Source organism: Anaerostipes caccae L1-92 (assembly GCF_014467075.1).
GTDB lineage: Bacteria > Bacillota > Clostridia > Lachnospirales > Lachnospiraceae > Anaerostipes > Anaerostipes caccae.
The window spans coordinates 719415-735938 of record NZ_AP023027.1 but is presented as its reverse complement, the minus strand read 5'-3'; the positions used below and the strand labels follow the sequence as shown (position 1 = coordinate 735938).

The following is a 16524-nucleotide window of genomic DNA, read 5'->3' as shown; positions in this document are numbered from 1 at the left end:
TGTCAGGTAATGTGAAGAAATAAAAAAGTTAGTTCTATTATGACAAAAAAAGTGCCCCTCCCGGGACACTTTTTCAATAACATTATGATACAGATTCTACTCTTTTGCTTTCCTCTCCACAAGCCCCATCATCATCAGCTGATAGCTCACCAGATATCCGATCATGATCCATATAATTCCTGTGAAGAAAGAAATCCCCGCCGTAAGGCCGATGGTTCCGATCAGTTCACATGGTACCCTGGCATAGATAGACATTTGAAAAATCTTCCCGAATGCCATGGGCTGGTTTCTGGTTTTCATATTCAGAGACACCAGCCAGGAGATCAGCAGACAGTAAAACAAATACTGAAGGACGATTCCTGCATAGACAAAAAGCAGGGAGACAAAGATCAGGAAGTAGACCAATGGAAGCATATTCGCCATATCCTGATTCGTAAATGTGACATTTTTCATGGTGCTGAAATTCTTTGTTATGGTCTGTCCCATGACAGAAGTCTTGACCACCATATTATTCTTTGAAAAATGAACTTCATCGGAATATTTATCATCGAAGTCATCTGCCCCAACGGACTTTTTATTTGAATCTGCCGAGATATGAAGTGCACCCAGGTTGAAATCAACCGCGCGTTCCAGCTTTAATTGTCCGTCTTTCAGTTCAAAGGCTGGCAGCCGGTTCATGACAAAGTTTCTCGGGCCTCCCACACTCACAGCAAATCCTGCCAGATCCATCACCGGTCCAAGCAGAGTGATCACCAGACCCATCAGTAATGTAAATATAGCTACTTTCCATTTTTTCACGTTCAGCAGTTTCTTATACTGCCTCGGTTTGGTGCAGGCAATGTAGAACTGCTCCAAAATGCTTATTTTTTCTGTACTTTGCATTCTTATTTTTCCTCGTATATGATGCTTTCCAACAATTTCTCTTTGGCCTCTGTTCCAAGCAGAAGTTCCGCCAGTTTCCCCACAAACGGAATGGCAGTTCCCATACCCCGGCTGGTAATCACCCTGCCGTCAACGACAACGGATTCCGTCACATATTCTGCTTCTCCAAGCCCATCCTCCTGACCGGGATAACAGGTCGCTTTCTTTCCGTCTAAAAATCCATACTTTCCAAGCACTGTCGGTGCGGCGCAGATCGCTGCCAGATATTTTCCATTATCATACGCCTTTTTCAAAAGCTTCGCAAGTCCTTCATGCTCTCTCAGCGCGATGGTGCCCGGCATTCCTCCCGGAAGCACGTACATGGCTCCTTCCGGCTCCAGCACTTCGTGGAACATGCAGTCTGCCTCCACTTCGATATGATGGGAGCCTGTGATCATCTTAGAAGGTCCCACAGAAACCATAATCACTTCAATTCCCGCCCGGCGCAGCATGTCTACAACGGTCAGCCCCTCGATCTCTTCAAATCCATCCGCTAAAAATACAAATACCTTATTCATAAGTTCATCGTCCTTTCTTAATCTGTTCAAAACGAAAACATTCTTTTACTACTACTTTATGTAAAACAAGCAGGCATATCAGGTTTGGTACTGCCATCAGCCCGTTCATTGTGTCCGAAAAATTCCATACAAGCTGGAGCGGCACGGTGGCCCCCACAAAGATTACAAACGAGTATACAACACGGTATAATTTAATATAAGAAGTCTTTTTCACCAGGTATTCCAGCGCTTTCTCTCCGTAATACTCCCATCCTATGATCGTGGAAAAGGCAAACATGACGATCCCCAGACCGACGCATATCTCTCCTGCCGGTCCAAGTGCCTTTTCAAATGCTTTCATCGTCAGCGCCGCTCCGGTGATCAGCTTGCCGTGGGAATCCACGCTTCCGAGCACCCCCGAGGAAGCCACGATGAGGCCTGTAACACTGCATACGACCAGCGTGTCAAAGAACGTCCCCGTCATGTTGATATATCCCTGCCTGGAGGGATGATCCGTCTTAGCCGCTGCCGCAACGATCGGCGCAGAGCCCAGACCTGCCTCGTTGGAAAAGATTCCTCTGGCGATTCCCCACCTCATGGAAGAAAATAATCCTGAGACAATCGTACCTCCGACTCCCCCTGCCACAGCCCTCGGAGAAAGGCCCATTTTGAAGATCATTGCGATCCCCTGCCCGAGATTGGCCCTGTTCATATAGATGACAGCAATGCCCATCACAAAATAAAACACCGCCATCTTCGGTACAAAAAATCCGCACACCCTGCCGATGCTTTTGATCCCTCCGATCAGGATGGACAATGCCAGCAGAGCGATCACAGCTCCGGTCAGCCAGTGGGGAGTCCCCCAAAGGCCTGCCATTGACTCGGCAATGGAATTGGCCTGGGTCATATTCCCGATGCCGAAAGATGCAAATACAGTAAATAAGGAAAAGAAAAATGCCAGCACGAGACCGATCCATTTGATTTTAAAACCATTCTTCATGGCATACATAGGTCCGCCGCACATCTCTCCGTTTTCATTGACTTCCCGGTACTTCACCGCCAGAACACTCTCCGCATATTTGGTGGAAAGCCCGAAGAGGGCACTGATCCACATCCACAGAAATGCCCCTGGACCGCCCATGACCATGGCGGTGCTGACGCCGACGATATTTCCGGTTCCTATGGTAGCTGCCAGAGCTGTCATCAATGACTGGAATCCGGAGATATCCCCGTCTTCTCCCCCGCTTTTATCCCTGACAAACACCATCTTTAAGGCATAGGGCAGATTCCTCCACGGAAGAAATTTAAGGCGTATGGTCAGAAAAATACCTGTCCCCATCAAGAGCACAAGCATGACAGGTCCCCATACAAAATCATTGATCGCTTTCATAAACTACCTCCCTGTATCTTTCCGGCCCGAGCACAGAAAGATCCTATTTAACTACTTTAATGAAAAAAAATGAAAAAGTCAACGCCGTGCAACTTTTTTCATTGACTTTTCATAAATGAATCGTTACAATAATAGATGTGTTTCACGGGTCTGTAGTTAAATGGATATAACAGCCCCCTCCTAAGGGGCCGTTGTGGGTTCGATTCCCGCCAGGCCTATTTTATAAAAAGTTCCGTTTTAACGGGACTTTTTTTGTTTCTCAGGAAAAACTTGTACATAAGAACATGACAAGCTTTTCCTGAGAAACAAAAAACGCTCCGCGAGGCTGTACACAAATGCGTAAGGAAATGATTTGACTGCGTCAAATCGCATTTGGCACACAAAACTGTCAGGCACTCTAAAAATTCAGAATCAAAAAATTGTGACAGCCTGCCAATTTTGTATTTTAAATTTCTCAGGAATATGTTGATAGATTAGTTTATGCTGTCAGGAGGTTATATTATGATAGACGCCATCTTAAACCGGCGCAGTATCCGGAAATTCAAAAAAACTGATGTTTCTCCTACTATTATAGAGGAGATCATTCAGGCCGGTATTCTGGCCCCGTCTTCAAAAACCAGGCAGCCATGGCGGTTTACCGTCGTCTCAGGCGCTGCAAAAGCCGGGATGCTCTCGGTTATGGAACAGGGTATTCTAAGAGAAGAAGTGAATCCACTTCTGCCGGACAGCAGCGCCCATCTGAACGGTGCGCGCTGTACCCTTGAAATTATGAGACAGGCTCCGGTTACGATCTTCATCACCAATGCTTTAGGCCTTGACCTGTCGCGCTCTCTGACAGAAGAAGACCGTATTTCTGAAATCTGCAATGCCCAGTCGATTGGAGCCGCAATCCAGAATATGACTCTTACCGCCTGTGAACTTGGGTTGGGAAGCCTGTGGATCTGTGATATTTTCTTTGCCCTTGAAGAGCTGACAACATGGCTTCACGCGGAAGGCCAGCTTTTTGCCGCACTGGCAGTCGGATATGCGGATGAATCCCCTGATCCCCGGCCGAGAAATGACATCAGCTGTATTACCAGATGGAAAACCGAATAGTTTGTTTCGTTCCATGAATAAGCCCCTTTACTTTCCCGAAAGAAAAAGTAAAGGGGCTTGATCAATTTGCATACTCATCATGAATCAATAAGCCTGTTTTCTCTATTATTCAGGAAAACCGCAAGAATGATGAAAACCCTTCTGCCCTGTGCAGTTATAATCAATTCCAGTGAAAGGAGAATGAAAAATGCATCACACAAAAATAGAACAGATCATATCGGTCATCGACTATATTGAATCTCATCTGTCCGAAAAACTGGACCTGGAAATCATCTCCGGAGCAATGCACTATTCAAAATATCACCTGCACCGGATGTTCACTGCTGCTGTGGGCCTGACCCTGCACGATTATATTCAGCGCCGGCGCCTGACTGAGGCCGCTAAACTGCTTGTCTTTTCAGAACAGCCGATTCTTGATATCGCTCTGAAGTCAGGATATGAAAGCCAGCAGGCCTTTTCAAATATTTTTACGGCAATGTATAAGACATCTCCGGGAAAATACAGAGATAATGAAAAATTCTATCCCCTTCAGCTTAAATTTGATTTTGGAGGTAACTATCCTATGTTAAACAGCAAAGAAGCTTCGAACTGGAATGTGACATTCGCGGCAGAAAATGACATCCCCTGCTGGATGGAACTGGTACGCCTTGTCATTGACGGGTTTCCACACCTGCATGCGGATGAATATGAAACAGTTCTGCGCCAAAAGATCAGAGCAAAGCAGGCATTGATCTTAAAAGACGGAAACAGCGCAGTGGGTGCCATGCTCTTTTCGTATCAAACCGGTGCGATTGATTTCATGGGTGTACATCCTCTGTATAGAAAAAAAGGCATACCAAAAGCCTTTCTTGAGAAAGTCATGACAGAATTGCTGAACGGAAAAGAAATCAGCATTACCACGTTCAGAGAGGGGGATAAGGCAGACACAGGGCACCGCAGAGAAATCCAGGACCTGGGATTTGCAGAGGCGGAACTGCTCATTGAATTCGGCTATCCCACGCAAAGGTTTGTTTTGAACAGGGAGGAGCAGAATCATGGAAAATAAAGAATTACAGTTCCCGGATGAATGGGAGCACCTTACCTTCATCCAGACCAGGCTTGACCAGGCGCTTGGCGAGGCGAAGGAATCTGTCAGCCGGCTGGACCGGCAGTACACAGATGCCAGACAATATATGTCCGATGCCCGGGGAGAGATCGATCCTCATGAAATGTTTCAAAATGAGCTGCTTTTAAAACAGACTGACCACACAGGCGCATTTGCAGCCGAAATGTATGAAAGGCTCTGCAAATTAAAGGATTCTCCCTATTTTGCCCGGATTGATTTTTGTGAAAAAGGAAGCTTAAAGCCGGAAACATATTATATCGGACGTTTTTCTTTCCGCCATGGATATGAACTTTTGATCCTTGACTGGCGGGCGCCAATCTCCGGTATGTTCTATGATTACGAGATCGGTCCGGCCGGATTTGATGCGCCGTCGGGCAGGGTTGAGGGAAGCCTTACAAAGAAACGGCAGTTTGGCATCAAAAACGGGATCCTTACATATGCCCTTGAGACTTCTGCAAATATACAGGATGACGTCCTTCAGAAAGAACTGAGCCATACTTCCAGCGAAAAGATGAAGACGATCATTTCTACGATTCAAAAGGAGCAAAACCGGATCATACGGGATGAAGAAACCGAGACATTGATTATCCAGGGGGCTGCCGGTTCAGGAAAAACTTCCATAGCACTGCACCGCATCGCCTTTCTCCTCTACCGTCTGAAAGACCGTCTCAGTTCCAAAAACGTGACCATTCTTTCCCCAAATAAAGTGTTTGGAGATTATATTTCAAACGTCATCCCTGAACTCGGTGAGGAACCCATCTATGAATTGAGTTTCTCCGAACTTGCCGGAATCCAGCTGGAACATTACGTTGATTTTGAATCAGAAAAAGATCCTCTGGAATTTAACGATGGGTCCTATATACAGAGAGTCCGTTTTAAGTCATCGCTGGATTTTGTACGTCTCATGGATATTTATATAGAAGAAATGCCCCATCAGATCTTTGTTCCTGACGATGTGTCCTTTGGCCATTTTAAGGCGGAAAAAGAATGGATCACGAAACGGTTTGACGCATACAGAAAACACCCTGTTAAGCAGCGTCTGCAAATGACGGCAGACGATATCTGTGACCGGTTTCATTCCGAAAATACCATGCAGGAAGATCTGCCAAGTGCCAGTCAAATATTGAAAAAGCTGACTTCTATGCTTTCTGTGAAAAGTACTCTTGCACTATACAAAGATTTTTACAGAAAAGCGGGAGTACCGGAAATGCTGGTGCTGCCAGCAAAAAGCACTCTGGAATGGCCTGATGTATATCCTTTTCTGTACCTGAGCGCTGCCTTTGAAGGATTAAACGTAAGCAGGATCACAAAACACCTGGTGATCGATGAAATGCAGGATTACACTCCGATACAGTATGCTGTCATCAATCTTTTATTTCCATGTTCAAAAACTATTATTGGTGATTTCGGGCAGTCCGTACATCCATATCACCTTCACAGCCTGGAAGATATCAGGACTGTTTATAAAGCTGGAAAGTTTACGGAACTGAAGAAAAGCTACCGCTCTACGTATGAAATCATGACGTTTGCCAAATGTATTCTTGGTACTGACTCCTTAGAGCCGGTGGAGCGCCGCGGTGAACCGCCTGCCTTCTATGCCTGTGCCGATGAAGCGGACCATCTTGACAGACTTAAAACTGCTGTCAGACATTTTATAGAGGGACGCAGTTCTTCTCTTGGGATCATCACAAAAACAAATGCCGGGGCCTCTGCAGTTTTTAATCTGCTTACGAAAGAATTTGAAGTCCATCTCCTCACTCCCGAGAGTACCAGTTTTCAGAACGGCATCACGGTCACTTCCGTCAGGATGTCCAAAGGCCTGGAATTTGATGAAGTCATCCTCCCCGATGCAGACAGCAGAACTTACAAAGCCGAACATGATAAAAATCTGCTTTATATTGCCTGCACAAGAGCCATGCACCGGCTGACCCTCCTATATACCGGAGAAATCTCCCGCTTCGCGGAGCGTGCCCTGGAGAACGATATATGATATAATATGTCTATATTAAAATGAGCACGTGAAAAGGAGGAGGATTTCGTGGATACGTCTTACCGCACAAGCCTGGAACTGAACCAAAAGCAGCAGCTGTCCCAGTCACAGATCCAGTCTTTGAATATACTGGCACTGGATAATGGGGAGCTGTCTGAGTTCCTGCAAAATGAATATATTGAAAATCCAATCCTGGATTATTCACCGTCCCCCTCTTCCTATACCGTTTCTGAAGACCGGAGTTTTGACATCCCGGCCGAAAACACGGAGGAAGTCAAAACCTTTTTGCTGGATCAGCTGAACCAGAATGATTTCACACCGATGGAATGGCAGACCATGAAGTTCATGATCGACTGCCTGGACTCCGGCGGTTTCTTTAAGATTTCTGTTCATGAACTTTCTGTTCTTTTAACCATTCCGGAAGATGAGATCAGGAAGTGCTATGATGTGCTCTCCGATCTGGAACCGGCCGGAATCTTTTCTGAAAACCTGTCCCAGTGTCTGCTCAAACAGCTGGAGGTGAAAGGTAAAAAAACCGATATTTTGGAGACGATCATCCTGGATCATCTGGATGACATTGCCCTGGGACATATCAGCACTATTTCCAGGAAACTAAAGCTCAGCACGGCAGAAGTCCGAAAAAACATTGCCGTCATCCGAAACCTGAATTCCAAGCCGCTCCAGGGCTTTTCAACGGCGAGGACCGAATATATCACGCCGGATATCATTGTCACATACCAGGAGGACCAGTGGGATATCCGGCTGAATGACGACTGGGTAGGAAATTATTCTCTGAATGACTATTATGTAAAAATGCTCAGAGACGCAAAAGACCCGGAACTGAAAGACTATTTTCAAAAAAAATATGAGCGGTGCCGTTTTATCATCGCAAGCATTGAACAGCGCAGACAGACCATGTTAAAGATCACAGAAGCCGTTCTTGCACGACAGCCTGATTTCTTTTTAAACCATGGCTGTCTGAAGCCCATGACCATGAATGACGTCGCCGGGGATATTGACATGCACGTCTCCACGGTGAGCCGCGGCATCAAGGGCAAATATCTTCAGTTTCCGTGCGGCATCGTTTCCATGAGATCCCTGTTTTCCGGCGCTGCACCTGCCTCCGGCGCGTCTGTCAGCACGGGAGATATCAAGATGATCTTAAAAGAGCTGGTAGCCTCAGAAGACCCGAGAAAGCCGTACAGTGATCAAAAACTCTGCAATCTTTTAAAGGACAAAGGAATCTCCATCTCCAGAAGAACTGTGGCAAAATACCGGGAACAGATGGGGATCAAAGGCACCTACGACAGAAAAGAGACCTAGAGGGCAGGCTGAAAATGTCCCGGGCTGCACCGGCTTCTCAGTCTCTTTGCCGTTTTTAAAGAATGAAACCGATGCTCTCCCAGACTCTCCACAGGCATAACGCCCATAAGGGAATTGGTCAGAAACATTTCATCGTACATTTCTATGTCCTCCGGCCGGATGACCGTCTCTTCCGCCTGAAAAGACCGGCATATATATGCTCTCATGATACCGGGAAGCATCCCGCAGGAAACGGGCGGAGTATAAAGCTTCCCGCCCTTTACAAAAAACACATTGGATACGGTTCCCTCTGTGATCTCTCCTCTTCCGTTCAGAAAAACAGCTTCGCCGAATCCCTGCTGTGCCGCCTTCCTCTTTTCCATCAGATTTTCTGCGTAGTTTAGTGTCTTATAGTATGTGAGCGGCGATGTCTCGTTTCTTCGAATCCCGCTGTATGCTGTACGGATTTTTGTATCTGGCTCTTTTCCCGCATATGGGTTTGGGCGCACAGAGATCACAAAATTTTTCTCTGATACCGCAGTCTTCAGGGCATCATGCCCGGAAAGCTTTTCTTTGTTCCGGTCCAGATATTCCCACACCATTTTTTCTGCCGTTTTCCTTTCAAAAAATATTCCGAAATACTTAACAGCCTCCTCAAGCCTGTCCATATGCCGGTCAAAAAATACCGGTTCTCCGTCTTCCAGAGCCATTGTCTCAAACGCCCCGATTCCAAAATAATACCCTTCATCCATCTGCAGTCTCATTGCTCCTGTCTCCTCTCTCCTGCCGCGATAGCTTCCAGCACCGCTTTTGCTTTCTGCATCGTTTCCTCATGTTCAAACTCCGGGTCCGATTCCCATGTAATACCGCCGCCCACGCCCAGATGGTATGTTCCATCCTTATAAACTGCTGTGCGGATTACAATGTTGAAGTCGCAGTCCCCGTTCAGTGAAAAATACCCGATAGAGCCGGTATAGAGTCCCCTTCTGCTCCTCTCCAGCCGGTCAATGATCTCCATTGCCCGGATCTTCGGAGCCCCGGTTACCGATCCCCCCGGAAACATGGCTTTTATCAGCTGGTCAACAGACATCTGATCTTCCAGTTTCCCTGTCACGGTGCTGACCAAATGAAATACGGTCGCATACTCCTCCGGCACACAATGTTCCGGCACCCGGACACTTCCGGGCGTGCACACGCGGTTTAAGTCATTCCGTTCCAGATCCACGATCATCAGCAGTTCGCTTCGGTCTTTTTCCGACTCTGAAAGCTCTCTTTTCAGCAGTGCATCTTCCTTTGCGTTTTCACCCCTTCTTCTGGTTCCCTTAATCGGTCTTGTCACGGCGGCGCCGTCTTTTACGCTGAGAAAATGTTCCGGAGAGGCACAGATCACCTGAAATTCCCCATAGTTCATATAGGCTCCAAACGGAGACGGATTATAAGTGCGCAGATACCGGAACACCTCATAACACCTTCCGTTTCCCGGAATCGAAAGCTGCTGTGTCATGTTGGCAATATAAATATCTCCTTCTTCAATATGAGCAATCATCTGTTCCACCGCTTTCTCATACTCTTCCTTCCTGAAATCCGGAAAAAACTCTGCTCTCCCCTCCTGTTTCTGTAAAAAATCAGGAACCGTATTGTTTTGCAGTGTCTCCTCCATCTCCAGAAATGCTTTACCGGCGCCGGTAAGTTCCTCTCTTGACGCCAGATAAAGCTGTCTCTCTTCCTGGTCCGCTATGATGAGACGGTCATAAAAAGCGAATACGGCATCCGGAATCTTTAACGTGTCTGCATGTCTGGATGGGATCATCTCAAATTTTCTTCCGAAATCGTAAGACAAATACCCAAATGCCCCGGAAACCACAGGCAGTCCGGTGATATTTTCTTCTTTATATAAGTTCAGATAATGATCCAGAACTTTCTCAATAGGATCACGGGAAATGTTTTCGTTTATTTTGCACACTCCATTTTTCTCCTCCAGAATAAGATAAGGTTTCAGGGCAATGACAGAATATCTGCCCTGTTCATTCTTCATAGAAGAGTCAAGAAATACGGCATATTTTTCGTTCCTGTACGGATAAAAGGCCTCTTCCGGCTCCTTATAAAAATCCAGCTTTTTTATTTTTGTCTTCATGCTCTCCACCTCTCACACAGTCTCATATAATTTGCAAGCAGCTCCGGCCCGTACTCGGTAAGTACCGCTTCCGGGTGAAACTGGACGCCCCAGACCGGCTCTGATCTGTGGCTGACCGCCATCACCTCCCGGTCCGGGGAGACAGCGTCCACTCTGAGTGTCTCCGGAAGGCCCGCTTTGTCCGCAGTCAGAGAGTGATATCTGGTCACAAGAAAATCCTGAGGAAGCCCTGCGAACAATTCCTCCTGTCTGTGCCTTACCGGGGTCAGTTTCCCATGCATAGGTCTTGATCCTTTGATAATTCGGCCGCCGAAGGCATGACAGATAATCTGATGTCCTAAACATACTCCGAGAATTGGAACCCTGCCTGTAAACCTCCTCACCAACTCCACGGATTTTACACATTCCTCCGGACTGCCAGGACCCGGAGACAGAATCAGTCCCTGAAGTTCCTTCTGCCTGTCCAGCCGCTTCAGAGATTCAAAATCTATGCAGTCGCTCCTTACCGGTTTTACTTCTGCTCCCAAACTTTGAAAGTCCCTCACCAGATTATAAACATAGGAATCATAGTGATCCACCATCACATACATTTTAACGCCTCCTCAGAATCATTTTTATACTCATTTGTGTGCTGTCTGTACAAATATCTTTTTATTTCACCGGGGATTCCAATAAAACAGAAAGACTGCCAAAAGCAGACACAGCCCTCAGGCATATGTCCGCTTCCGGCAGTCTTCCGTCTTATTCTCTCCTGACCAGCAGGATTTCATCCGGGCACACCAGCATATTTTGTTTTCATTTCTTTCTGAATCTTACCACACATTTACTGAAACTTCAATCATCAGCGGAACAGACGACAGATCTCATTTTTTACATGCGTTTTACTCTTTCGGCGATCTCCCGGATACAGTCTTCCGCCTGGGGCAGTGAACCGATCCGGTCAAAAAACCCGTGGTCCAGGCCCTCATATAAGATCACCTCCGTATTTATCCCGGCCTCAGTGAGCCGCTTTACAAATTCGTCATTGCATATTTTAAAATAGTCAAATTCTGCCTCTATCATCAGAGTCTCAGGCATTTTTGATAAGTCTTCTGCATAAAGAGGCGATACATTTCCGTCCATTGTAGAATATCCATTCTGCACATACAGCTCTTCCATATAACCTGCCAGTTCTTTAAAGCGGAACAGCCGGTTCATAATATAATCCTTCTGCCCCTCATACATGTCATATAAAGAATAGTCCCAGTGATACGGCGTCTTCTCTGCCGGAGTCAGGTCGAGGGCTCCATAAATATAAACCGCCAGCTTAATTCTCTCTTTCTGATCCATAAGACAGCAGTTGGCAGCCAGGGTGCCGCCTGCACTCTCTCCCATAACTGCAATCTTATCCTCATCGATTTTCAGTTCCCCCGCATGTTCCGTCATCCAGTCTAAAGTTCCCAGCACATCATCTGCCGCTCCCGGAAACGGTGTCTCCGGGGCCAGACGGTATTCCGGCGAGATCACCACTGCCTCTGCCTGTTCCGCCAGATACCGGCATTGATTCCCCTTTGTCTTCACATCCCCGCCAAAAAATGCGCCTCCATGGATAAACAGCACCGCATTCTTTTTCTTTCCGGTGTCCTTTCCCCCGTATATATGGATATTGATCATATGATCTTTTACTTTAATAATCTTCGAGATCTCCCAGATTTCACTTGTCGTGATATCCTCACCTTCCCGTTTCATCTCCGTGCGCAGAAGGGCCAGGTCAAGATCCTCCGACGGGATCTGATTTTTCTGATAAAACATACCGACCCTCGGCTCCCCTTTTGCCATCTCCCTCTCCAGAACTTTCTTCTCAAATGCATGGGGCGTTATCTCTTCTAATTTTTCTTTCACACAAATCTTCATTTTTCTCCCTTTCTATATCAAAAGAAAAAATCCCAAAGAAGCTTGTTCTTTGGGATTTTTGTCTTTAAACAACCTGCTCCAGCAGACATTACGTCCATTTTCACCAGTTCGGAGGCCTTGCATTCGAAGAAATGTTAGTTTTTCTTCTTGAAGCAAAGTTTCGCAGGCGGTGCGCAAAGCGCAGTGAGGCTGTCTGAGCGTTAGCGAGTTCCGAACGGGCCGCCGGAGGAACTTTGCTGAAAGTTAGAAAATCTTACATTCCTGAGACAGCAAGCCGGAGAACTGGTGAAAATGTCATACTTTAGCCAGATATTCTGCTACATTGTCATCTGTGATCAGCACATTGATCAGCTGGCCTTTTAATACGCTTAAGATCGCATCTTTTTTCTCCATGCCATATGCCACGCCGACGCGGATCGGTATTTTTTTCAGGTCTTCCAGGCTTAAACTGATCAGTCTTCCTTCAAAGTCATCTTCGATCAGTTCTCCGTCCTTGTTGACCACATGGGAAAGGATTTCTCCTGTTCCGCCTTTTTCCTGCATCCGCTCAAACTCTTCCACTGGAATGAGTTTTGCATTGATGATAGCGGAGTTTTGATCCACGGTTCCGATTCCCATTACCGCCACATCTGCCGCTCTCGCCAGGTCCATGACTTCCTTCACACTGGCCTCGTTGAGGAAATGTTCTTTTATTTCCGAGGACGTCACATACTGCGGTGCCAGCAGCTGATAGCCGTTGCCGTTGATGATCTTTGCCACCTCATCGATCAGGTAATTAGAGTAAGCCAGACGAAATGATTTCTCTGCAGTAAGAGGAATGTTGGTCGTGGCCATCAGAGGCACCACCTTAACATCGTCCACCTTGAGGAATCTCAGCCTCACGTCCTTCGCCAGGCACTCCACCGTCTTCTGCAGGGTCACTCCTCTTGTCAAGGCAAGAGTCATATGGTTCTTCAGCGTTCTCAGTATATAGTCTGACGCATAAAAGGCAATTTCTTCACTGAGGTCTTCACCATCTTTTACACAGGCGATCACTGCCTCCTTTAAATGAAACTTTTCTTCCAGAATCGTCTCTGTACTTGTCATGGCCCCGTCAGGATAATTGATCTTGATCTGTACATACCCTTCTTTTCTGGCCTGAGCCAGGGTCCTTGATATGGTCGTCCTCGAAACGTTCAGTTTTTTCCCTATCTCCAGCTGTGACATCCCCTGTTTATAATGCATTTCTACCACTTTGATGATGAATCTTTCTTCTCTCAATTTGCCCACGCCTTTCTGTTTTCAATCTATACCCTTCGGGTAAACGTGCTTCGCACGATAAGGTATTTTTCTATTTCTAGTATACATAACTCCGGAAGGACACGTCAATCGAAAGAATCAGCTGAATTAAATAATAACTCCCAAGCATCCCAATACTAAAGAGACTATTGTAACTCCCAAAGTGGCCGCAAAATAGTTTCGTTTTACTTTTGAAAGATATCCCCATACACAGAGTACAACGATCAGCGGAAGCAGTCCCGGCACAATAGAGTCAAAAATGGACTGGAGTGTCGTCGTGTATGCGCTTGTGGCAAATTTTATTGGTGTGGATACTGTCACATAGGTAGAGGCAAGCCCTCCCATCATAAACAGTCCTAAAATACTTGCTCCTGCAATAATCTTGTTGACTAAGCCTGACTTCAGCATATTTTCTGCAAAAGAGTATCCAAATGTGTAGCATTTCTGTGTTAAGAAATATCCGATTCCAAAGCAGATCACAGTCAGCAGTACGATTGGCCCGATGCCGCCCAATGGATTTCCTTTCTTAGCAAGGGGAAGGAATAAACCGATTAAAAGGTACATCAGGGTTGACCATGAGATCGTGTCACCGATACCTGCCAGCGGTCCCATCAGACCGGTTTTGAGGTTCATGATAACCTCTCCCGGAATCGCTTCATAGTTGCGTGACTTCTTTTCTTCCAGTGCTAAGGTAAGTCCAAGAATCGGTCCTCCGCCCCAGTGTGCCTCTGTGTTAAAGAATGTCATATTTCTTTTCAATGCTTCAATATAACGCGGTTTATTTTCTTCTCCCGGATAAAACTTCTTCAGTGCCGGTACCAATGATGTACAAAAACTTGGCGCCTGCATTCTCTCGAAGCTGTGGCAGGTCTCTGCGCTGAACCACCAGATCACCCAGGATTTCAGGATATCTTTTTTACTCAGCAGTTTTTCTGCCGGTTCTTCTTCCTCATCTTCGTCGTCCTCATCCTCGTCTGTCTCTCCCTGGAACTCGTTGGATTTAAATGTGATGTAAAGGAATGTCAGGAATCCTCCCACCATCAGCAGCGGAATGGTTCCGATCTTCGTATACTGGATCAGGAAAAATCCTGCGAAGAAAAATGGAATATATTTTGGTTTTGAGATCAGGTTTGCAATAATGGCAAATCCTACTGCCGGAAGACAGGCTCCCATGGCAGATAAACCGTTTGTCACTGCTGCCGGTATATTATCCAGCACTCCCTGAAGGGCACCGCTTCCAAAATATAATGCGATGGCAACCGGGACACCAAAGCAGATAATTCTTGCGATGGCACAATATATCACCGACCATCTGGTCATTCCTGCCGCATTGCCCTTTTCTACGAATGTATCGCCTTTCTGGGCAAAAAATCCGGCCATTAAGTAAATCAGATTTGTAATCTGTGCTCCCAGCAGTCCAACCGGCACTGCCAAAGCAACTGCTGCTGTAGTGTTGAGTCCGGAAGCCATAGCAACCGGAATTGCTATATAAGCGGCCAGACAAGGATCTGACGGCTGATTTCCTCCCGCTGAGATGACTCCCAGGTAAATCAGCTGCAGTGACGCACCAATAATCATTGCCTGCGGCATGTCTCCGAGCACGGCTCCGACAACCACCGCGTTAAAGATGACGGTATTGAACATGAAAGCTCCGGCCGTATAAGGAACACAGCATTTTGCTATCCCGCAGAATAAGCCAAGCAGCACTGCCTGTAAAATTGTAATCGTCATAGTTTCTCTCCTCCTATGTAAATAAGTTAGTGCAGATCAGGAAATGTTTTCTTCATGATTTCCAGCGACTCTTTTTTGTCTGTGGGCTGCATCTGGAAGTATAACTTCACTCCGGTCTTTTCAATATCCATTAAAGTCTGTGCCTCACTCTCTGACAGACCAACCTGCTTATAAATCTGCTTTCTGTCGTTGATGATCGCCATTTGTCCGATGGTGATCTCCTCGAAGGACACCCCTTTTCCCTGGAGTTCGGCGATCTGTTTTACATCTCTGAAAAGTACGAACACATTTTTCGTCCCGAACTGGTTTTTCTCCCATGCTTCCACTGCTTTGTCCACAGAGAAAATACTTACTTTGATATCCGGCGGCGCTGCAAACTTTAACACGCTTTTCTGCATCTTATCTTTCGCCACATTGTTGTCTATGACCACGATGTGCTGCGCTTTAAAGACATTGACCCACTGTGTTACCACCTGTCCGTGAATTAACCTGTCATCCACTCTCACTGCTAATTTCTTTGCCATAAGCTCTCTCCTTTTATTTTGATGGTTATTTACTCATCATCATCGTTAAGAAATCCTTCCACATCGATTCTGAAAATTCCCTTTTTGCCATTTTCCACTGTGTCCATGCTGAATTCCTTTCCTATGAGTTCTTCCCTGGACATCACTGCATTGATCAGCATCGGTAAATTCATTCCTGCCGCAACTTCCAGTGTCTTTCCTGTCTCCTGAATGTATCTCATAACCTGGTTGCACGGCGTTCCGCCGAACAGGTCAACCATGATCAGGCTTCCCTCCGGAAATGCTTCGATCATTTCTGTAAAAGCTCCTCTGTACTTGTCAATATCATCTCCTGCTTCCAGAGAAAAGGCTGCGATGTTTTCACTGTCTCCGAAAATCATCTGTGCAGTTTTTACCAGAGAGACTGCAAACGGTCCGTGACTTAATAAAATGATCCCCGGCAGGTCTTTGTTCATTTTTTCCTGTCTGTAAACCTTCAAAATTCGATCCTCCTGTTCATACTTCCATATAAGTGTGATTATGTTCTCTATGGTGTTATTATATCCAGCTGTTTCCTCTTTGTCAATAGAAAATGCACATTTTTTCATTTTAGTGGTTAAAATCACAAAAGAGCTCCGGAAACAATTCCGGAGCTCTTCGTGCCAACAAATAATCTATCTTTTTT

15 protein-coding genes and 1 tRNA gene are annotated in these 16524 nt (G+C 46.1%); 5 read left to right on the top strand and 11 right to left on the bottom strand.

Annotated features, from left to right (window positions below; genetic code table 11):
- Positions 1-96: 96 nt before the first annotated feature.
- Genes ANCC_RS03720 through ANCC_RS03710 form a run of 3 tightly spaced genes read right to left on the bottom strand, consistent with a single transcriptional unit; the run spans position 97 to position 2808 of the window.
- Positions 97-882: a DUF1189 family protein gene (locus tag ANCC_RS03720; protein WP_006568667.1), complete on the bottom strand. Its 786-nt coding sequence runs from the start codon at positions 880-882 to the stop codon at positions 97-99.
- A 2-nt stretch (positions 883-884) separates the two neighbouring features.
- Positions 885-1439 (bottom strand): DJ-1 family glyoxalase III, encoded by a 555-nt coding sequence (locus ANCC_RS03715; protein WP_006568668.1) that lies wholly within the window; start codon positions 1437-1439, stop codon positions 885-887.
- 4 nt (positions 1440-1443) lie between these two features.
- A complete protein-coding gene (locus ANCC_RS03710) occupies positions 1444-2808 on the bottom strand; it encodes an alanine/glycine:cation symporter family protein (RefSeq protein WP_006568669.1) in 1365 nt (454 codons plus the stop codon).
- A gap of 146 nt (positions 2809-2954) precedes the next feature.
- Between ANCC_RS03710 and ANCC_RS03705 the strand changes: the two genes are divergently transcribed.
- The 5 genes from ANCC_RS03705 to rpoN all read left to right on the top strand — a co-directional run bounded on the left by ANCC_RS03705 (position 2955) and on the right by rpoN (position 8321).
- Positions 2955-3026 (top strand) — tRNA-Arg (locus ANCC_RS03705).
- A 283-nt stretch (positions 3027-3309) separates the two neighbouring features.
- The gene (locus ANCC_RS03700) at positions 3310-3903 is read left to right on the top strand and encodes a nitroreductase family protein (protein WP_009289195.1); all 594 of its coding nucleotides are present in this window, start codon (positions 3310-3312) and stop codon (positions 3901-3903) included.
- Positions 3904-4090: 187 nt separating this feature from the next.
- Positions 4091-4948, top strand: a complete 858-nt coding sequence (locus ANCC_RS03695) for a GNAT family N-acetyltransferase (protein ID WP_006568672.1) — start codon at positions 4091-4093, stop codon at positions 4946-4948.
- Positions 4938-6998, top strand: coding sequence for a HelD family protein (locus ANCC_RS03690; protein WP_006568673.1), 2061 nt, complete (start codon positions 4938-4940; stop codon positions 6996-6998). Before ANCC_RS03695 ends, ANCC_RS03690 begins: the two co-directional genes overlap by 11 nt.
- Before the next feature lie 48 nt (positions 6999-7046).
- On the top strand, positions 7047-8321 hold the full coding sequence (rpoN, locus tag ANCC_RS03685; protein ID WP_006568674.1) for an RNA polymerase factor sigma-54: 1275 nt from the start codon (positions 7047-7049) through the stop codon (positions 8319-8321).
- Here the strand turns inward: rpoN and ANCC_RS03680 are convergent.
- From ANCC_RS03680 to ANCC_RS03645, 8 genes are all read right to left on the bottom strand, one after another.
- Complete coding sequence (locus tag ANCC_RS03680; RefSeq protein WP_006568675.1) at positions 8318-9064, bottom strand: aminotransferase class IV; 747 nt, start codon at positions 9062-9064, stop codon at positions 8318-8320. The genes rpoN and ANCC_RS03680 overlap by 4 nt on opposite strands.
- Positions 9061-10434, bottom strand: a complete 1374-nt coding sequence (gene pabB / locus ANCC_RS03675; RefSeq protein ID WP_006568676.1) for an aminodeoxychorismate synthase component I — start codon at positions 10432-10434, stop codon at positions 9061-9063. Before pabB ends, ANCC_RS03680 begins: the two co-directional genes overlap by 4 nt.
- On the bottom strand, positions 10431-11024 hold the full coding sequence (locus ANCC_RS03670) for an anthranilate synthase component II (RefSeq protein ID WP_006568677.1): 594 nt from the start codon (positions 11022-11024) through the stop codon (positions 10431-10433). Before ANCC_RS03670 ends, pabB begins: the two co-directional genes overlap by 4 nt.
- A gap of 280 nt (positions 11025-11304) precedes the next feature.
- Positions 11305-12327, bottom strand: a complete 1023-nt coding sequence (locus tag ANCC_RS03665) for an alpha/beta hydrolase (protein ID WP_006568679.1) — start codon at positions 12325-12327, stop codon at positions 11305-11307.
- 294 nt (positions 12328-12621) lie between these two features.
- Positions 12622-13596, bottom strand: coding sequence for a sugar-binding transcriptional regulator (locus ANCC_RS03660; RefSeq protein WP_006568680.1), 975 nt, complete (start codon positions 13594-13596; stop codon positions 12622-12624).
- A gap of 117 nt (positions 13597-13713) precedes the next feature.
- Positions 13714-15336, bottom strand: coding sequence for a PTS system mannose/fructose/sorbose family transporter subunit IID (locus tag ANCC_RS03655; RefSeq protein ID WP_006568681.1), 1623 nt, complete (start codon positions 15334-15336; stop codon positions 13714-13716).
- A 26-nt stretch (positions 15337-15362) separates the two neighbouring features.
- A complete protein-coding gene (locus ANCC_RS03650; RefSeq protein WP_006568682.1) occupies positions 15363-15860 on the bottom strand; it encodes a PTS sugar transporter subunit IIB in 498 nt (165 codons plus the stop codon).
- 29 nt (positions 15861-15889) lie between these two features.
- A complete protein-coding gene (locus ANCC_RS03645; RefSeq protein WP_039947023.1) occupies positions 15890-16339 on the bottom strand; it encodes a PTS sugar transporter subunit IIA in 450 nt (149 codons plus the stop codon).
- Between the last annotated feature and the right edge of the window lie 185 nt (positions 16340-16524).